This is a genomic window from Aliiroseovarius sp. S253, from assembly GCF_049800855.1.
GTDB lineage: Bacteria > Pseudomonadota > Alphaproteobacteria > Rhodobacterales > Rhodobacteraceae > Aliiroseovarius.
In genome coordinates this window covers 1206046-1223959 of record NZ_JBNAFW010000001.1, presented here as the reverse complement: position 1 = coordinate 1223959, position 17914 = coordinate 1206046, and the positions used below count along the sequence as shown (strand labels likewise).

Annotated in this window: 17 protein-coding genes and 1 tRNA gene; 8 read left to right on the top strand and 10 right to left on the bottom strand. The window is 56.0% G+C overall.

Going from position 1 to position 17914, the window contains the following annotated elements; genetic code table 11:
* The first annotated feature begins 194 nt into the window (after nt 1–194).
* Nucleotides 195–284, top strand: a tRNA-Ser gene (locus tag ACP15F_RS06035).
* A gap of 176 nt (nt 285–460) precedes the next feature.
* On the opposite strand, the gene phoB is transcribed toward ACP15F_RS06035, so the two are convergent.
* The 7 genes from phoB to ACP15F_RS06000 all read right to left on the bottom strand — a co-directional run bounded on the left by phoB (nt 461) and on the right by ACP15F_RS06000 (nt 7910).
* Nucleotides 461–1150 (bottom strand): phosphate regulon transcriptional regulator PhoB, encoded by a 690-nt coding sequence (gene phoB, locus ACP15F_RS06030; RefSeq protein WP_424939919.1) that lies wholly within the window; start codon nt 1148–1150, stop codon nt 461–463.
* Nucleotides 1147–1878 carry a phosphate signaling complex protein PhoU gene (gene phoU / locus ACP15F_RS06025; protein WP_424939918.1) on the bottom strand — a complete coding sequence of 244 codons (732 nt, stop codon included), beginning with the start codon at nt 1876–1878 and terminating at the stop codon, nt 1147–1149. Before phoU ends, phoB begins: the two co-directional genes overlap by 4 nt.
* Before the next feature lie 29 nt (nt 1879–1907).
* Nucleotides 1908–2705, bottom strand: a complete 798-nt coding sequence (gene pstB / locus ACP15F_RS06020) for a phosphate ABC transporter ATP-binding protein PstB (RefSeq protein WP_424939917.1) — start codon at nt 2703–2705, stop codon at nt 1908–1910.
* Between the two features lie 13 nt (nt 2706–2718).
* Complete coding sequence (gene pstA / locus ACP15F_RS06015) at nt 2719–4083, bottom strand: phosphate ABC transporter permease PstA (RefSeq protein WP_424939916.1); 1365 nt, start codon at nt 4081–4083, stop codon at nt 2719–2721.
* A complete protein-coding gene (gene pstC, locus ACP15F_RS06010; protein ID WP_424939915.1) occupies nt 4080–5546 on the bottom strand; it encodes a phosphate ABC transporter permease subunit PstC in 1467 nt (488 codons plus the stop codon). The genes pstA and pstC overlap by 4 nt, the downstream gene beginning before the upstream one ends.
* Before the next feature lie 94 nt (nt 5547–5640).
* Entirely contained in the window at nt 5641–6693 is a 1053-nt protein-coding gene (locus ACP15F_RS06005; RefSeq protein ID WP_424939914.1) for a substrate-binding domain-containing protein, read from the bottom strand.
* 173 nt (nt 6694–6866) lie between these two features.
* On the bottom strand, nt 6867–7910 hold the full coding sequence (locus tag ACP15F_RS06000; RefSeq protein WP_424939913.1) for an ATP-binding protein: 1044 nt from the start codon (nt 7908–7910) through the stop codon (nt 6867–6869).
* A 295-nt stretch (nt 7911–8205) separates the two neighbouring features.
* Here ACP15F_RS06000 and ACP15F_RS05995 point away from each other — a divergent pair, with 295 nt between their 5' ends.
* Entirely contained in the window at nt 8206–8460 is a 255-nt protein-coding gene (locus tag ACP15F_RS05995) for a hypothetical protein (RefSeq protein ID WP_424939912.1), read from the top strand.
* A 7-nt stretch (nt 8461–8467) separates the two neighbouring features.
* On the opposite strand, the gene ACP15F_RS05990 is transcribed toward ACP15F_RS05995, so the two are convergent.
* The gene (locus ACP15F_RS05990) at nt 8468–9559 is read right to left on the bottom strand and encodes a DUF6456 domain-containing protein (protein WP_424939911.1); all 1092 of its coding nucleotides are present in this window, start codon (nt 9557–9559) and stop codon (nt 8468–8470) included.
* Between the two features lie 245 nt (nt 9560–9804).
* On the opposite strand from ACP15F_RS05990, the gene ACP15F_RS05985 reads away from it, so the two are divergent.
* On the top strand, nt 9805–10098 hold the full coding sequence (locus ACP15F_RS05985; protein ID WP_424939910.1) for a DUF6477 family protein: 294 nt from the start codon (nt 9805–9807) through the stop codon (nt 10096–10098).
* Nucleotides 10099–10179: 81 nt separating this feature from the next.
* Here ACP15F_RS05985 and ACP15F_RS05980 read toward each other — a convergent pair whose 3' ends face one another.
* Nucleotides 10180–11718: a trimethylamine methyltransferase family protein gene (locus ACP15F_RS05980; protein WP_424939909.1), complete on the bottom strand. Its 1539-nt coding sequence runs from the start codon at nt 11716–11718 to the stop codon at nt 10180–10182.
* 135 nt (nt 11719–11853) lie between these two features.
* A complete protein-coding gene (locus ACP15F_RS05975; RefSeq protein ID WP_424939908.1) occupies nt 11854–12555 on the bottom strand; it encodes an MgtC/SapB family protein in 702 nt (233 codons plus the stop codon).
* Between the two features lie 180 nt (nt 12556–12735).
* On the opposite strand from ACP15F_RS05975, the gene guaA reads away from it, so the two are divergent.
* From guaA to ACP15F_RS05950, 5 genes are all read left to right on the top strand, one after another.
* Nucleotides 12736–14295: a glutamine-hydrolyzing GMP synthase gene (gene guaA / locus ACP15F_RS05970; protein WP_424939907.1), complete on the top strand. Its 1560-nt coding sequence runs from the start codon at nt 12736–12738 to the stop codon at nt 14293–14295.
* A 166-nt stretch (nt 14296–14461) separates the two neighbouring features.
* Nucleotides 14462–14755, top strand: a complete 294-nt coding sequence (locus tag ACP15F_RS05965) for a putative quinol monooxygenase (protein WP_424939906.1) — start codon at nt 14462–14464, stop codon at nt 14753–14755.
* Entirely contained in the window at nt 14752–15624 is an 873-nt protein-coding gene (locus ACP15F_RS05960) for a DMT family transporter (RefSeq protein ID WP_424939905.1), read from the top strand. Before ACP15F_RS05965 ends, ACP15F_RS05960 begins: the two co-directional genes overlap by 4 nt.
* A gap of 193 nt (nt 15625–15817) precedes the next feature.
* Nucleotides 15818–16912: a hypothetical protein gene (locus tag ACP15F_RS05955; RefSeq protein ID WP_424939904.1), complete on the top strand. Its 1095-nt coding sequence runs from the start codon at nt 15818–15820 to the stop codon at nt 16910–16912.
* Nucleotides 16913–17032: 120 nt separating this feature from the next.
* Nucleotides 17033–17893 carry an ATPase gene (locus ACP15F_RS05950; RefSeq protein WP_424939903.1) on the top strand — a complete coding sequence of 287 codons (861 nt, stop codon included), beginning with the start codon at nt 17033–17035 and terminating at the stop codon, nt 17891–17893.
* Nucleotides 17894–17914 lie beyond the last annotated feature (21 nt).

The following is a 17914-nucleotide window of genomic DNA, read 5'->3' as shown; positions in this document are numbered from 1 at the left end:
GAAACCCATTATTCGATTTATTATCATCAACTTATATGCTTTTTCCGACTGCAATTTCGCCCTAAGACTAGCGCCGGGCACCGACATTGCCAAGCTATTGCCGTTCACGTTTTTGACTGCATTTCGAATTTAGGTAAAAAAAGTGGTTGCACATGCTGCGTGGTCGAATTATCTCCCGCTCCACAGACCCCCGCGGAGAGGTGCCGGAGTGGTCGAACGGGGCGGTCTCGAAAACCGTTGTGGGTGCAAGCCCACCCAGGGTTCGAATCCCTGTCTCTCCGCCACTTTCCCAATCGGGAAGATGAGCAATCCCAATCTTATGAATGGCTTAAACAGCGCTTAACTGCGCTGTGATCACAAGCTCTTGTTGTCATTAGGATGCAGAGAAACCACTTGGCGCAGCAGCGCCAAGAGTGTCATTTTTGTTTAAATACGAATACTTAATCGGCGAATCTTACTTTCAGCCCAAAGCATATCCCGTACCGCGTACTGTGCGCAGAGGATCGTCACCTCCGTTGCGGCACAGCGCCTTACGCAGCCGTCCCACATGGACATCTACGGTCCGCGTATCGACATACACATCACGCCCCCAAACCCGATCCAGAAGTTGTTCACGGCTCCAGACCCGGCCGGGTTTTTCCATCAACGTGGTCAGCAAACGAAACTCTGTCGGGCCAAGTTTCACCGGCTCGCCTGCCCGCGTGACGCGGTGACTTTCGCCGTCCAGAACAATGTCTGAATATTCCAGCTTTTGCCCTACAGATACCGGACGCGTGCGGCGCAACTGCGTACGGATACGCGCCATCAACTCGCTGACGGAGTATGGCTTCACCACATAGTCATCCGCGCCAGTTTCCAACCCACGCACCCGATCAACTTCTTCCGAGCGGGCAGACAGCATGATCACCGGAATAGTTCGGGTTTCCTTGCGAGTTTTGACCTGCCGGCAAATCTCGATCCCCGACACACCGGGCAGCATCCAGTCCAGTAAGATGAGGTCGGGCATGACCTCCTCGACCAGGATCAACGCGTCATCGCCGTTTTCGGCAAGGGTAACGTCATAGCCCTCAGAGGTCAGGTTATATCGCAGGATTTCGCGTTGTGCTGGTTCGTCTTCCACCAGCAAAACGCATGGCTTGTCCGTGCTCATGCCTCGGCCCCGTCTGCGCTGTCCTCCGGCATTTCATAATTGGCCGAGTTGCCCTTCGGTCGCGCCTCGTCGGGCAGTTCGCCGCTGACCAGATAGATCACCTGATCCGCGATCGAGGTCACATGGTCACCCATACGTTCGATGTTTTTGGCGATGAAATGCAGATGCATGCAGGATGTGATGTTGCGCGGGTCTTCCATCATGAAGGTCAGGAATTCGCGGAACAACGCATTATACATCTGGTCCACTTCCAGATCGCGGTGACGCACATCCTGCGCCAGTTCCTCGTCACGGCGGATATAAGCATCCAGCGCGTCGGTCAGCATCTGGCGCACTTCGCTGGCCATCCGCTTGATCGCGCCCGAGGCTCCGTCGATGGGCTGCATATGGACCAGAACTGTGGTCCGTTTGGCCATGTTCTTGGCATAGTCGCCGATGCGTTCGAGGTTCGCGGCCACTTTCATCACGGTCAGCACCGTACGCAGGTCCGAGGCAATCGGTTGACGAAGCGCAAGCACGCGGGCGCATTCTTCCTGAATTTGCAGGTCCAGCGCGTCGATTTTTTTGTCGGCACGGCGGACTTCTTCGGCCAACTCTTCGTCACGGCGTTTCAGTGATTTCGCGCCTTCACGGATCGAATCCTCGACCATGCCGCCCATCTTCATCAGGTGGGCCTGAATTTCTTCCAGATCGCGGTCGAAAGCGGATGCAATATGTTGATCAATCATGTCTTTTCTCCTGCCCCGAAGGGCCAACCTTAGCCGATACGGCCGGTAATATAGCTTTCAGTGCGCGGATCTTCGGGGTTGGTGAAGATCTTGGTCGTGTCGTCGTATTCCACGAGGTTTCCAAGGTGGAAGAAGGCGGTTTTCTGGCTGACACGCGCAGCCTGCTGCATCGAGTGGGTGACGATCACCACAGAATAGCTTTGTCGCAGTTCATCGATCAGTTCCTCAACCTGAGCCGTTGCAATTGGGTCCAGCGCCGAGCACGGTTCGTCCATCAGCAAAACTTCCGGTTCGGTCGCGACAGCGCGCGCGATGCACAGACGCTGTTGCTGACCACCAGACAGGCCAGTGCCCGGGGCGTGCAGGCGATCCTTCACCTCGTCCCAGATGGCGCCGCGTCGCAGGGACTTCTCGACGATCTCGTCCAGCTCTGCCTTGTTGCGGGCCAGACCGTGAATGCGCGGGCCATAGGCAATGTTGTCATAGATCGACTTAGGGAACGGGTTGGGTTTCTGGAACACCATCCCCACCTTTGCGCGCAGCTGCACCGGATCGACGCGCTTGTCATAGATGTCTTCGCCATCCAGCAGGATGTCCCCTTCGACGCGACAGATGTCGATCGTGTCGTTCATCCGGTTCAAGCACCGCAGGAAGGTCGACTTGCCGCAGCCCGACGGGCCGATGAAGGCGGTGACGGTCTTGTCTTCAATTTCAACCGAGACGTCTTTGATCGCGTGCGTATCGGCGTAGTAGACTTGCACATTCTTGGCCGAGATTTTCATATCGTTCATCTCAATAGCCCTTTCGATTTTCGTCATATCATTCATGTCTGCAGCCCTATTACCAGCGGCGCTCGAAACGGCGGCGCAGAATGATTGCAATGATGTTCATGGTCATCAGGAACACCAGAAGGATGATGATGCCGCCCCAGGCGCGTTCATAATACGCGGGGTCGGCGCGTTTTGCCCATTCATAGATCTGGGCCGGCATGGCCGAGTTCGGCGACATGAAGCCTTCGATCAACCCACCCGGATAGTTCGAAGCGATATAGCCCACCATCCCGATCAGAAGCAGCGGCGCGGTCTCACCAAGCGCCTGCGCCAGACCGATGATGGTCCCCGTCAGAATGCCCGGCATGGCCAGCGGCAACACGTGGTGGAACACGGTCTGCATCTTCGACGCGCCAACACCCAATGCGGCCTCGCGGATCGACGGCGGCACTGATTTCAGCGATGCGCGGGTCGAGATGATGATCGTCGGAAGCGTCATCAGAGTCAGCACCAAACCACCCACCAGCGGGGCCGATTGCGGCAGATGCGCGAACTGGATGAACACGGCCAGACCCAGAATACCGAACACAATCGACGGTACTGCGGCCAAGTTTGAGATATTTACCTCGATCAAGTCTGTGATCCAGTTCTGCGGGGCGAATTCCTCTAGATAGATCGAGGCAGCGACCCCAATGGGCAACGCACAAGCCAGCACCACCAACATCATGTAGAAGCTGCCCAGCATGGACACGCCGATCCCGGCTTGTTCTGGACGGCTTTCCGACGCGTCCGCACCAGTAATGAAGCCAAGGTTGAAGCTTTTCGCAACAACACCCGCGTCTTTCAACTGATCCACCACATCCAGATGCACCGGGGTCAGGTTCTTGTCGCGGGCAAGGCTTTCTCGGGTCACACGGTCTTTCAGATAGCCATCGACACGGGATGAGGCCAGCAGACGGAATTGAACAGTGTCTCCGATCCGATCCGGGTTCGCGATCACGAAGCGGCGCAGGTCGGCAGCGGCACCGGAAGACAACATCTTGCGCAGATCCTTGCCCTTGGCGAAGGGGTTTTCGACGCCCGCCTCATTCATCGCAGCGTTCAGCGCGTTTTCGATCAGCGGGTTATAACCAAAGGTCGTGACCTTCTTGATCTTCTCGATATCGCGGTCGCCGGACTTGTCCAGCTTGCTTTCCAAAAGCTCCACATCCAGCGTGATGAAGGTCTGTTGAAACGCGCCCACGCCCTTAAAGAAGATCGATGTGATCAGGACCACTAGGAACACCAGCCCAACGGCAATCGCGGCGATGCCATAGGCGCGGAAGCGGGCCTCGGCAGCATTGCGTTTCTTGGTGCGCTGATCCAGCTTAAGAAGCGAACTTTTGGCGCGTGGCGTGCCCATCTCGGGGCCGTTTTGAAGGCTTGCGTCGCTCATTCGTATTGCTCCCGATATTTGCGCACGATGTAGAGCGCGAGGACGTTCAGCCCCAGGGTCAGAAGGAAAAGGGTCATGCCAAGTGCGAAGGCCACCAAGGCCTCGGGGCTGGCAAAATCGCTGTCGCCGGTCAGCTGGCTTACGATCTTTGCGGTCACGGTTGTCATGGCTTCGAACGGGTTCAGGTCCAGACGGGCCGCGGCCCCTGCCCCCATCACCACGATCATGGTTTCACCAATGGCGCGCGAGGCGGCCAGCAGGATGGCCCCAACGATGCCCGGCAGTGCCGCCGGCAGCACAACCTGCCGTACAGTTTCCGATTGCGTCGCGCCCAGCCCATAGGACCCGTCGCGCATCGCCTGCGGCACGGCGTTAATGATGTCATCGGACAAGGACGACACGAAGGGGATCAGCATGATGCCCATCACCAAACCAGCAGTCATGACCGAGCGCGCACCTTGCATCCAACCCAGACCATCGGCACCGAAGAAGTTCACCAGAAGCGGGCCGACTACAGTCAGGGCAAACAGACCGTAGACAATGGTCGGGATCCCGGCCAGTACCTCGAGCAGAGGTTTGGCGAAGGCCCGTGTGGTGCGGCTGGCGTATTCAGACAAGTACACGGCGGCGAAGAGGCCGATAGGAACGGCCACCAGAAGAGCCACAATCGAGATGTAGATCGTGCCCCACAAAAGCGGCAGAATGCCCAGATGTTCTGACCCGCCACGACCTTCCGGCGACCAGGTCAGGCCAAACAGGAAGTCACTTGCGGGGAACATCCCGAAGAAGGTGATTGTGTTGAAGATCAGCGACAGAACGATGCCGATCGTGGTCAAGATCGCGATGGATGCAGCAGCGATCAACAAGGCTTTTACGCCGCCTTCAACTGCGTTACGGGCGCGGAAGTCTCCGCGTGTCTTCAGCATTGCCGCAGCGAAACCGGCTGCAGCCACGATCAGCACGACGATGGTCATGAACAGGTTGCCGCTGGTGGTTTTACCACGCATCTCTTGCGCCGCGTTCAGGACCGAGGGATCAACATCGCTGCCAAGCGCCACGCCAACTTCGCCCAGCAAGGCGCGGACATCTGTCGTCTCGGTGTTCAGCTGGCTTGCACCCTCTGCAGACATAACGCCTTGTGCAATAGCCTCGTCCAAGCCATCGGCCACGCGCTTTACGTCGCTCATGATCAGGTTCAACTGACCGGCGTCTTCATAAAGCGCTGCGGGAATATGGGTCGATACCTGCCCGCTGATCAGCATCGGCTGAATGATTACCCATGCGCCCAACACTAGAACAGCCGGCACAAAGGCCAGCATCGCAACGTTGAAACCATAGTAGTTTGGAAGAGAGTGAAGCAGACGCCGATCCCCTTGAACCGAGGATAAGGCGCGGCTTCGTCCCATAATGAACCCCACGGCGGCCAGCGCCAGGATGATCATAAGTAGCCAGAATGCAGACATTGAACGCTCTTGCAGCAGAGATGCAGATCTTTACCCCGACCCGCGGAAAGGGAATGGTGGCGCAAGGCGATCTGCCCCGCGCCACCGAAGTGGTTTAGTTGGTCAGTACAGCTTCATCAGCAACAGCAGCTTGCGTCGCAGCCAGTTCCGGATCAGCAACAAGACCGTACTCGGCCAGCGGTCCATCAGGACCTGCAATCTCGTCAGCCACGAAGAATTCAGCAAACTCTTTCAGGCCGGGGATCACGCCGATATGGGCTTTCTTGATGTAGAAATACAGCGGACGCGACACCGGGTATTCACCGGTTGCGATGCTCTCGGTCGAGGGTACGACACCCGACATGGTGGCAACGTTCAGCGTGTCGGTGTTGTTTTCATAGAACGCCAGACCGAAGATGCCGATGCCGTCTTTGTTGGCGTCGATCGAGGCCAGCGTCTCGGTATAGTCGCCGTCGATATCAACCGATTTGCCGTCGGTGCGCACGTGGTAGCACATCTTGGCAGCGGCTTTGCCTTTGGCTTTGTCGTCGTCGCCTTCAGCAACAGCCAGGAACGCGTCGTAAGCGCCGGTGGCTTTACAGCCAGCTTCCATCACCTTCACTTCGAACACTTCACGGGTGCCGTGCTTGGTGCCCGGAATGAAGGCCGCGATATCAACAGCCGGCAGGTTGGCGTTGAAGTCAGCCCACTGGTTGTGCGCGTTGTCGACCAGCTTGCCGTCAACCATCACCTGAGCGCCCAGAGCGTTGTAGATGTCGGCGGGCTCAAAAGCCGAGAAGTCCGGGCCATCGATTTGGCTTGCAAAAACGATGCCATCATAACCGATGCGGACTTCGACAATGTCGGCCACGCCGGCTTCGGCACAAGCTTTGATTTCTTTGTCCTTGATGGCGCGCGATGCGTTGGCAATGTCGATGGTGTTTTCGCCGACACCCTCACAGAAGCGCTTCAGACCAGCCGAGGAGCCGCCCGATTCAACAACGGGGGTCGGGAAGTCGAAGTTTTCACCGAATGCTTCGGCAACGATCGAAGCGTAGGGCAGAACGGTTGAGGAACCTGCAACCTGCACCTGATCACGGGCGGAAGCGGCTGTGGCGGAAACGGCAGCGATCGCCAGAGTAGAGGCGGTCAGTTTCACGAAGGACATGGATATCTCCTGTTTGAACATTGTGACGCCCCTTGGACGTCATGGCGCCGTCCTAACGTCGCTGATCAAAGCTTTTGTGAATGTATTGTAACAGCCGTGTGACAATTGGCTATTTTCGGCAAAAAACCTGATCGTTTTTCGGAATTCATCGCCATCACCAGATGGTCACAAATTCATTGATCGTCGCGCAGCAAGACCGTGAATTTGCTGCCCTGCCCTTCGTCGCTTTCAATTCGCAAACGTCCGCGATGTCGGTTGATGATGTGTTTCACAATTGCCAACCCCAACCCGGTCCCGCCCAATTCCCGCGAACGATGATTGTCGACGCGATAGAACCGTTCGGTCAATCGTGACAAGTGATGCCCCGGGATGCCCGGCCCATCATCTTTCACTGACACGCATATCGCAGAGCCTTTAAAGGCCGGCAGCATCGGCATCCGAGAGACCATGACAGATACCGTCCCATCCCTTCGGCCATATTTGATCGCGTTCTCGATCAAGTTCGTGAAGACCTGTGCCAGTTGATCCAGATCGCCTGCAACCAGAACCGGCGGCTCAAGCTCTGTCTCGATGGACACGGAAACGCCCCGTGCATCAGCCGTTGGAGACAACGCATTGCGCACGGAATTCAGCACCGCACAGATGTCCACTTTGTCGGTAGGGCGAATGCGTGCCATATCCTCGACGCGACTAAGCGATAGAAGATCGGCGACCAACCGATTCATACGCTTGCCCTCGGTCTCCATGATGCCCAAAAACCGATCTCGGGCCTCGGCATCATCGCGAGCAGGTCCACGCAGGGTTTCAATAAATCCAGTCAACGCCGTGAGAGGGGTGCGCAACTCGTGGCTGACATTCGCTACGAAATCCGATCGCATCTGACCGGCTTCTTCTTGCGATTTGACATCCATAAAGGACAAAAGCACACCGTTTTCCGTGTCCCGATCTGTGACGACACGTTCCAAATGAACCTCGTACACCACATCGCGTCCTGCTTCGGTGTGAATAAAACTAACCTGCCCCGCGACACCTTCAACCATGGTTTTTTCGATGTGATCCAGAAGCGTTGGTTGACGCAAGGCAGTGACATAGTGGCGCCCATCGATCCGCATATTCAGCAAATCCTGAGCTTTCTTATTCGAGCGGCGAATGCGATTGTCTTCGCCGATGAAAATCGCCGGTATTGGCAATGCATCCAGCATATTGCGCGCAACCATTTCCTGTCCTGCCTTTTCGCCAGATCGTCTGTTCAGCGGTCTCGCAAGACATGACCTGTCACCCGGCTTGGGTCAATCTGTGATTTCCATTGCACCTTAGGTAGCATTTTAGGCCTTGCACTACTCCATTTAGTTATTTTTGCTTTCGCTCAGGTTCTACCCAGATTAAGAAAACTGAAAAACAACTTATCGCATCGAGAGTAAGCAGGCCGTGCAGCCACAATCAAAGATTCTATTGTTGGGCCCCGCCAAAGAGTTGGCGAGCTTGGATGATGTATCCGAGCGGGAAATACTTATGCCTTGCAGTAAGTTCGAGCGGCTTGATGACAAGCAGATCGCGGATCTTGCCCCGGATATCGTTGTGTCGCTGTTTGTTTGCGGATCTCTTGACTGTCTCGAGATCAGTCAAAGACTTGCAAAAGCGGGGTTTTCGGGCAGGTACTATGTGCTGGTGCCCGAATTGCCGGATCCGCAAATCATCATCAACGAAATCACCCAGTCCTGTCCGGGCATCGATATTCAGGTCGTCACCAATCCCTTGTCGATCTAACAACGACTTAATAGATCAGTTCATGGTCCTCTCCGGGCTGGCTGTCGTAGTGACGCGCCAGATACTTCAGGGCAATTCTGAGCATGTATTTGCCAGAACGCGCTGGCATCGAAAGTTCACTCTCGACACATTCCATCCCCTTTTCGTGACAGCAAACCGCAACAGCCAGTTCTGAAAGCTCCGGACCAATGGCCTTGATCGCCATGGTAAAACGGCGGCGCGCATCAAGTTTGCGGTCCGATCGATGGCCTGTCGGAGCCTTCGAACATGACACATTCCCATCCCGCGTCCACGCAGACCAATTACTCTGCGCTTCAGAATGCTCGAACTGGCCAAGCGCGAAATCCCGGTTCAGGCGCTCTGCCGCCATCACAAGATCGGCATCAAGATAAGGCTTCTCCTTGCCACGCTTTCGCGCCAGCACCCGAACCGGGGTCTCAGCCCCTGCCGAACGCGGTTTCTGGCGCATGGTTCGGGCTTTAGGATTGCGCGAGTTGCTCGACCCCGTCAAAAATCCGACCTGGCTTTCTGCAAAACCCGTGGCAAGCGTTTCCTGCTGCGCCAGCAGTTTATTCAACGCCTGCCGTCCCGCCTGCGTGATCTGATAACGAACGACACGCCCCTTCGCGTCCCCCTTGATCCATTCCAGAAGCGCCATCAACTCGACCACGCTTACAGGAGCTTTGGCGACAGCAGTCGGCTCCCCTTCTGCGCTGGTTTTCAAAACCACCGCTGTTTCGACACCGTCCCCAACAACCAAACTGGTGCGAGGTGCCAACAAGGCACGCAACACGCGGGTCAGATGTGGGGTCATCGGATCATCGGCCGCGTTATGAAAGGAAAACGCTTCTGCATGATCCGAGGTTTCGCGCAATTCATCCCCCAACCGCGTTAACAGAGAATCCACCAACGGATCATCTCGGCGGGCTTCGGTTTTGCGTACCTGCCTGAGCACTGTTGACGCGTGTACACCCATACCGCGTGCAATGGCACGGATGGATTCACCTTCCTCTGTATGTTTCAGATAGGTGTGAACCTCATTGGGCAACCAATTGATGATGGATTTGCAGTTGATCTCTGTCCCGATTGAGTTGTGCATCTACGCCCCTTCCAGATTGTAACACCGTGGCACGTACCGAACCTCTCGACCGCGCAACCTCCGGTTGTTATCGAGCCGAACAGACCTATCCAGTTATGGTTACTGGTTCGTTAACCTTGCCACCACTTCTCAACACTAGTTTCTGAAATGATAACAACTGTTAACGCTGGCGTACGCCTATCAGGCAACGCAACACCCCTTTAGGTTGAGTAATGATGTCGCTGAATCAAAACAGCGAGGCCACAATGACAACAACCACTGACATGCTGAAAACCCTGCGCCGCCCCCGTCTTCTGGTACGCGCCGCACGTTTTGGTCTGAGCGAATATAATCGCGACAAGGATTTGAAAAAGCTTATGAAAACAACTGCGATCCCTTCACCATCGCAAGCTGTGGATGGTTTGCTTATGGCTGAAGCGCAACTGGAAGAGACGCGAAAGTCCGGGGATGCATCATATTCTTGCGCCCGTCATGTGGAAATTCTGATTGCCCTGTTGGCCGAGCTGCAGCTGCTTCCGCGCAGTCCGCATCAAGTATAATCCCCTGTACGAAACGCAAAAATGAAAGGGGGCCGTTAAGCCCCCTTTCCGATTGATTAACCTTTGTGGATGCCCGTTGCGTCAGGTAAACGCATCCGGCATCGATGCTTTCTTCTCGGCGATATAGTCCTTCAGACCCTCTGCAATTCCGGGATCCAGCGTGGGCTCCTGATAGTCGGACAGCATCTTCTTGACCTTCTCGGTGGCCAGCGCCTGCGTATCGCGCGCGCCCTCCTCTTCCCAGGTCTCGTATGGTTTGTAATCCAATAGCTCAGACCGCCAGAATGCCGATTTGAAGTTCTGCTGTGTGTGATCGCAGCCCAGATAGTGTCCGCCCGGCCCAACTTCGCGGATCGCGTCCATGGCTTGTCCATTAACATCCACTTCGACACCCTTGGCGATGCCATGCAGCACTCCCAGTTGATCGGCATCCATCACGAACTTCTCGAACGACGACACAAGCCCGCCTTCTAGCCAACCGGCCGAGTGCAGCATGAAGTTCACACCAGACAGAAGGCCGGTGTTCAGGCTGTTTGCAGTCTCATATGCCGCCTGCGCGTCTGGCAATTTCGAGCCGTTGAACGACCCGGCCGAACGATATGGCAGACCCAGACGGCGGAACAACTGACCCGCACCATAGGTCACGTTGGCTGCTTCCGGGGTGCCGAAGGTCGGCGCGCCCGAGTTCATGTCGATAGAGCTTACGAACGTGCCGGCAATCACCGGCGCGCCTTTGCGGATCAGCTGGCTATAGGCCACACCGGCCAGAACCTCGGCCAGGACCTGTGTCAGCGTCCCCGCAACCGAAACCGGTGCCATCGCGCCGCCCACGATGAAGGGCGAGATGATCGAGGCTTGGTTGTTGGCTGCGAACACTTCCAGTGCACCCATCATCACATCGTCGAACTGCATCGGCGAGTTGATGTTGATGAGAGACGTCATCACAGTGTTTTGCTGCACGAAGTCTTTTCCGAACAGAATGCCGGACATGTCGACACTATCTTGTGCACGTTCAGGTGCAGTGACCGAGCCCATGTAAGGCTTGTCCGACAGCGTCATGTGAGCATGCAGCATGTCCAGGTGACGCTTGTTCACCGGGACGTCGGTCGGCTCACAAACTGTTCCGCCCGAATGGTGCAACCATTTGGACATATAGCCCAAACGTACAAAGTTGCGGAAATCCTCGATCGTGGCGTAACGGCGACCGCCATCTGCGTCACGAACAAAGGGCGGGCCATAGACTGGGGCCAGAACCAGGTTCTTGCCACCAATCTCGACACTCCGCTCCGGATTGCGCGCATGTTGAGTGAAGCTGGACGGAGCCGTCTTGCACAGCTCACGCGCCAGACCACGCGGTATACGCACGCGTTCGCCGTCTACGTCGGCACCGGCTTCTTTCCAACGCTCAAGCGCTGCTGGGTTCTCGACGAAGTTAACGCCGATCTCTTCCAGCACGGTTTCCGCGTTGTATTCTATAATCTCCATCGCCTCTTCATTGAGGATCTCAAGATTCGGGATATTGCGCGTGATGAACTTTGCGCACTCAAAACTGACAGCAGTGCGTTCAGCGCGACGGGCGGCACCTCCGCCACCACGGCGGCGTGTTCGAGCCTCAGCCATGGGAAACCTCCAATTTGTCCTGTTGCATCTTTGATAGGTCAGCGCGGCACGTAAAGCTGTCCCCAAACGGCCATGCAGAGGCAAAAACGACATTCCGACAGTTTTGACGTTTTTTACCTGTTGCCGCGTCAGTTTTCAGTCGTCGTTGGCTGCTTCCCACGAAAGCGAGCGGATATTTGGGTCCAGCATCAAGGGGGCAACAGCAGTTTTGATTAAGCTGTCACTGTTGTCTTCTACATTTACCAAAACTTCGAGCGTGCTTTCTTCACCGTTTTCCGTCGCATCAATCGAGACTACAGCAAGTCCCGGCAAAGCCAACTTGTGCACGATAGTCGATCGAACCTTATTTTCATGCTTTGAACGGCACGAAACCCACAAACGGAACTCCAACAGCAACGGCTGGCCCGCACGGGTTTTGCGTTTCAGGAATTTCACCAAGGGGCGCAGGCCAAGGTTCACGAAAATGATCAGCCCACACATTAAAGCGGCGAATCCAATGGCTCCTACACCGGCCATGACACCAATGGCGGCCGAACACCACAAAGTCGCAGCCGTGTTCAGCCCGTGAACAGTAAATCCGTGGCGGAATATGATACCAGCGCCCAAAAAGCCGATGCCGGACACTACTTGCGCTGCAACGCGTGTTGGGCTGACTTCATGTGGGAACAGCGCAGCAAAAACAACGAATCCTGCCGCCCCGAGGGAAACAAGCGCGTTGGTCCGCAGCCCGGCCATACGCTGACGCACTTGTCGTTCGGACCCAACCAGCGCGCCAAAAATCACCGCTGCAGTCATGTTGATGGCGGCCATATCTAATGTGATGGCTTCGGGTGTCATGCACGTTACCTCTTTTTTTCGAGTGTCGGCCCTGTGCGGGCTTTGCGATGCGGCAAATGCGACCGTTTTCGCGCCGGAACGGGCCAATGGTGCAGTTTGTCGGATGAACATGGTCGGATTTCACCGTTCGCGGCCGGCTTGGGGCTTGCGCAAACCCGCCCCCTGCCCTAATCGATCAACATGACAGATCAGAGCCATGACCGCCTTCTTATCATCGACTTCGGAAGCCAGGTGACGCAGCTGATTGCGCGCCGCCTACGCGAGCTGAACGTCTATTGTGAAATCCACCCCTATCAGAACGTCACGATGGAGTTCGTGCGCGAGATGGCACCGAAAGCGGTGATCTTCTCGGGCGGGCCCGACAGTGTGACGCGCGAAGGATCGCCCCGCGCACCGCAGGAAATTTTCGACTATGGCGTGCCGATTTTGGGCATCTGCTATGGCCAGCAGACCATGATGACCCAGCTGGGCGGCAAGGTCGAAAGCGGCCACGGCACTGCCGAATTTGGCCGCGCCTATGTCACCCAAAAGGGCAAGCTGGACCTGCTGGACGGCTGGTTTGCGGATGGCGACGAACAAGTTTGGATGAGCCACGGCGACCATGTTTCTGAAATCGCTCCGGGTTTTGAGGTCTATGGCACCTCGCCCAACGCACCGTTCGCGATCACTGCGGACACGGAACGCCACTTCTATGCCGTGCAGTTCCACCCGGAAGTGCACCACACGCCGAACGGCGCGAAGCTCTATGAACAGTTCGTGAAACTGGCAGGCTTCAAAGGCGACTGGACCATGGGTGCCTATCGCGAGGAAGCCATTCGCCAGATCAAGGAACAGGTCGGCGACAAACAAGTCATCTGTGGCCTATCCGGCGGCGTTGACAGTTCGGTCGCGGCGGTTCTGATTCACGAAGCGATTGGCGATCAGCTGACCTGTGTTTTCGTCGACCACGGTCTTCTGCGCAAAGGTGAGGCCGAAGAGGTCGTCACCATGTTCCGCGACCACTATAACATGCGGCTGATTCACGCGGACGAGCAAGACCTGTTCTTGGGCGAGCTGGACGGTCAGTCCGACCCAGAAACCAAGCGCAAGATCATCGGCAAGCTGTTTATCGACGTGTTCCAGAAACACGCCGACACAATCGACGGCGCCGAGTTCCTGGCCCAAGGCACGCTTTATCCGGACGTGATCGAAAGCGTTAGCTTCTCGGGCGGACCTTCTGTCACGATCAAATCGCACCACAATGTGGGCGGGCTGCCTGAAAAGATGGGTCTGAAACTGGTCGAGCCGCTGCGCGAGCTGTTCAAGGACGAAGTACGCGCCTTGGGGCGTGAGCTGGGCTTGCCCGCAAGCTTCATTGGTCGCCACCCCTTCCCCGGACCGGGTCTTGCGATCCGTTGCCCCGGCGAGATTACCCGCGCCAAGCTGGACATTCTGCGCGAGGCTGATGCGGTCTATATCGACCAAATTCGCAAGCATGGCCTTTATGACGAGATTTGGCAGGCCTTCGTGGCCATCCTGCCCGTGCGCACCGTCGGTGTCATGGGCGACGGACGGACCTATGACTATGCCTGCGCGCTGCGTGCTGTGACGTCCGTTGATGGGATGACGGCGGACTATTATCCGTTCACCCACGAATTCCTTGGTGAAACCGCGACACGCATCATCAACGAAGTCAAAGGCATCAACCGGGTCACTTATGACGTGACCTCGAAGCCTCCGGGCACGATTGAATGGGAGTGAGCACCGAACCGAAAGGAAAAATCAGTCCAGTGAACTGATTTTAGGTGCGAACACCTGAAGGCTTTGCCTGAAGGTCAGAAGCAAAAATCACAAATGCGCCGTCCATCAGGGCGGCGTTTTCTTTTTCCTCTCGCCAACCTGTATCTTGCTTGCTAGCCCTTAGGGCATGACACAGACACGCAACATCGTTCTGACTGGCCACATCGATGTGCCAGAAGACCGGCTTGAGGCCGTACGTGCGGCTTTGCCCGCTCATATTACTCTCACTCGTGCAGAACCCGGCTGCTTGTCTTTTTTGGTGGTCGAAGAACGCTGCCAGCCGGGCCGTTTCAATGTCTCGGAGCGGTTTACGGACCGCGCATCTTTTGATGCACATCAGGAGCGCATGAAAGCCTCTGACTGGGCGCAGATCACCGCAGGCATCCCGCGCCACTATACGATTACCGAGGTCACTTCGTGACCCCAACTGCCCGCGCAGCCATCTGGATGACAGGTGCCATTGGGTCGTTTTCGGTCATGGCGATCGCGGGGCGCACTGTGAGCCTGCAGTTGGATACGTTCGAGTTGATGACCTATCGCTCACTCGTCGGGCTCTGCATCATTCTGGCGGTCCTGACCCTGACCAGTCGCTGGCACATGGTCTCGCGCCAAAATCTTGGGCTACATTTTACTCGTAACCTCGCTCATTTCGCGGGGCAGAATCTGTGGTTCTATGCGCTAACGCTCATCCCCTTGGCACAAGTGTTTGCGTTAGAATTCACCTCTCCGCTTTGGGTGGTCTTCCTCGCCCCGTTCCTTTTGGGTGAACGCCTAACACGTCCGCAAATTCTGTGCGTTGCCAGCGGATTTTTGGGCATCCTGATCATCACCGCGCCGACACTGGTGGAGCCAACAACGGCGACAGGCACCTTGACCGCAGCCCTGTCAGCCATCTGCTTTGCTCTTACAGCAGTCTTCACGCGCAAGCTGACCCAAACACACTCAACCCTGTCGATCCTGTTCTGGTTGACCAGTATGCAGCTTGGGTTTGGCATAATCTTCGCCGGCATTGACGGATCTATAGCCATTCCGCACGGGCTGAACCTGCTTTGGCTCTTTGTTATCGGTTGCGCAGGACTGCTGGCGCATACTTGCCTGACGCAGGCTTTGTCGCTTGCCCCTGCATCTGTTGTCATCCCCATAGACTTCACACGCCTGCCGCTGATCGCCCTCGCAGGGGCCGTGTTCTATGACGAGCCCATCGGACTGGCGCTGGTTGTCGGCGGCCTGATCATCGTCGCAGCCAACATTTTCAGCATCCGACTGTCTGAACGAAGACCCTTGACCTAAGCTATCAAACGTATGGAAACGCACATAAATTCACCGAAACCGTGTCAATTCCACATCGCTGCTTGGACAATCTACGACCTGACGTCACATGACCTCAGGTAAAGATTGACCGGGTAAGACCCCACCAAATACCCTTTCAAAATATCGCCGCATCGGAGGAGACGGCTGAAATAAAAAGTCCCAGGGAGGAGACATGAAGAAACAAACCTTAACGCTTGCCGCAGCGTTGACCGCCGCAGCAACATCCGCACAGGCTGGGATCGATCGTTCCGGGCAGGATATTGGCGTGCTTTTTGAAGAAGGCAACTACTTCAAATTCAGCTTTGCCAATGTCAGCCCGAACATTACGGCGCCTGCTGTCGGTCCATTCACCTCGACCAGCCAATCGGCGGTTGATTTCTCGACCTTTTCGTTCGGTTACAAGCATCAGTTCAATGAAAAGCTGAGCTTCGCGCTGATTTGGGATCAGCCCTATGGCGCTGACATTCAATATGTCGACGGTCCCGCTGCCGGTGGGTTTGCATTCATCGATAGCTCGCAGATCACAGGTATCCTGCGCTATGAAATGGGCAATGGCTTCTCGGTTCACGGTGGTGCTTTCTCTCAGAAAATCTCGGGCCGGGTTCTCACCGCGTCGGGCTTGCTTGAGGCTGACAGTGAACGTGAATGGGGTGGCGTCGCTGGCGTCGCTTACGAGAAACCGGAAATCGCTCTGCGTGTCGCACTGACCTATTTCAGTGGCATTGACCACCAGCTCACAGGCACCCACGCGCTTCCGCCCGGGGCACACCCGTTCTTCCCGGCAGGTGTTTCCACCGCAGCCGCCGGAACCGTGTCGATGCCCGAAGCGTTCAACCTGGATTTCCAGACTGGCATCGCACAAAACACGTTGCTATTTGGTTCGATCCGTCATGCAAAATATGACGGCATCTCGCTTGATACGACCAGCACCCTGGGCGATGTTGCACCGGGCGCAGCCAACGACGTGAACTGGGTGAACTTCGTCGACGACGTCACCAGTTATGAACTGGGTATCGGCCGCAAGTTGAATGACAACTGGTCCGTTGCTCTGATGCTGGGCTATGAGGAAGGTGCCGAGACAGGAACCACATTCCTGGCCCCGGCCGGAAGCTCCAAATCCATCGGCCTTGGTGCAACCTATACCCACGAGAACATCAAGATCTCGGGTGGCGTGCGCTATACAAAATTCAGCGAAAAAGTCGTAAACGGCGTACCGTTTGAAGGCGACGCTTTGTCCGCTGGCGTTAGCATTGGCATCGGTTTCTAAACCCAAGTCATACAGATAAGGAAACGCCCTGCCCTTGCGCGGGGCGTTTTCTTTTGAAGCTAAGGGTTTGACCCGCCCCGCGCAGCCCATTACCAAAGGCTGAACGAAACGAGGTTGCAGATGATCTATCAAACCGCTCAGGACTGGCAAAACGCCCCGCATAAACGCGTGCTGTTTTTCGGCATGTCCGGGCTTGGGAAGACGTATCTGTCCAACCTACTGCGCGATCAGGGCGACTGGTTCCACTATTCAATCGATTATCGCATCGGCACCCGTTACATGGGCGAACATATTGCCGACAACTTCAAAGCCGAAGCAATGAAGGTCCCCTTCCTGCGCGAACTTCTGATGTCGGACTCGATCCGTATCACGTCAAAGATCAGCTTTGAAAACCTGACACCCGTTGCGACCTATCTGGGCAAACCAGGAGACACCGACAAAGGTGGTCTGCCGATCAACGAATATCGCCGCCGTCAGGATCAATTCAAAGCGGCCGAAATCTCGGCACTGATGGACACATCCGCCTTCATCGACCGGGCCGAGCGCATCTATGGCTATCCTCATTTCATCTGTGACAGTGGTGGCTCGATTTGCGAATGGATCGATCCCGCACTTGGTGAACACGACCCCATTTTGGCCGACCTTAGCAAACATTGCCTTCTGGTGTGGCTAAGGGGCGATGAAGCTCATACGCAAAAGCTGGTCGAACGTTTTGACCGAGCGCCCAAACCGATGGCGTACCAGCCAGAGTTTCTGAAACGTGTTTGGGACAATTATCTTAGCAAATTCAACATCGAAGAAGGTGACGTTGATCCTGATACCTTCATTCGCTGGACCTATGCGCAAGCGCTTGATCATCGCCAGCCACTTTATGAACACATGGCACGCTATGGTGTGTCCCTCTGTGCGCATGAAGTCGCGCAGATCAAGTCTCCGCAGGACTTCGATCGCATGATCGCCGAAGCCATTGACGCGCGCTGATCGCGCCCCATCTATACCCCT

Excerpts from the sequence above, each read along its gene's own strand:
- phoB (WP_424939919.1), bottom strand. The coding sequence starts at position 1,150 with ATGAGCACGGACAAGCCATGCGTTTTGCTGGTGGAAGACGAACCAGCA.
- phoU (WP_424939918.1), bottom strand. The coding sequence starts at position 1,878 with ATGATTGATCAACATATTGCATCCGCTTTCGACCGCGATCTGGAAGAA.
- pstB (WP_424939917.1), bottom strand. The coding sequence starts at position 2,705 with ATGAATGATATGACGAAAATCGAAAGGGCTATTGAGATGAACGATATG.
- pstA (WP_424939916.1), bottom strand. The coding sequence starts at position 4,083 with ATGAGCGACGCAAGCCTTCAAAACGGCCCCGAGATGGGCACGCCACGC.
- pstC (WP_424939915.1), bottom strand. The coding sequence starts at position 5,546 with ATGTCTGCATTCTGGCTACTTATGATCATCCTGGCGCTGGCCGCCGTG.
- ACP15F_RS06005 (WP_424939914.1), bottom strand. The coding sequence starts at position 6,693 with ATGTCCTTCGTGAAACTGACCGCCTCTACTCTGGCGATCGCTGCCGTT.
- ACP15F_RS06000 (WP_424939913.1), bottom strand. The coding sequence starts at position 7,910 with ATGGTTGCGCGCAATATGCTGGATGCATTGCCAATACCGGCGATTTTC.
- ACP15F_RS05995 (WP_424939912.1), top strand. The coding sequence starts at position 8,206 with ATGCCTTGCAGTAAGTTCGAGCGGCTTGATGACAAGCAGATCGCGGAT.
- ACP15F_RS05990 (WP_424939911.1), bottom strand. The coding sequence starts at position 9,559 with ATGCACAACTCAATCGGGACAGAGATCAACTGCAAATCCATCATCAAT.
- ACP15F_RS05985 (WP_424939910.1), top strand. The coding sequence starts at position 9,805 with ATGACAACAACCACTGACATGCTGAAAACCCTGCGCCGCCCCCGTCTT.
- ACP15F_RS05980 (WP_424939909.1), bottom strand. The coding sequence starts at position 11,718 with ATGGCTGAGGCTCGAACACGCCGCCGTGGTGGCGGAGGTGCCGCCCGT.
- ACP15F_RS05975 (WP_424939908.1), bottom strand. The coding sequence starts at position 12,555 with ATGACACCCGAAGCCATCACATTAGATATGGCCGCCATCAACATGACT.
- guaA (WP_424939907.1), top strand. The coding sequence starts at position 12,736 with ATGACAGATCAGAGCCATGACCGCCTTCTTATCATCGACTTCGGAAGC.
- ACP15F_RS05965 (WP_424939906.1), top strand. The coding sequence starts at position 14,462 with ATGACACAGACACGCAACATCGTTCTGACTGGCCACATCGATGTGCCA.
- ACP15F_RS05955 (WP_424939904.1), top strand. The coding sequence starts at position 15,818 with ATGAAGAAACAAACCTTAACGCTTGCCGCAGCGTTGACCGCCGCAGCA.
- ACP15F_RS05950 (WP_424939903.1), top strand. The coding sequence starts at position 17,033 with ATGATCTATCAAACCGCTCAGGACTGGCAAAACGCCCCGCATAAACGC.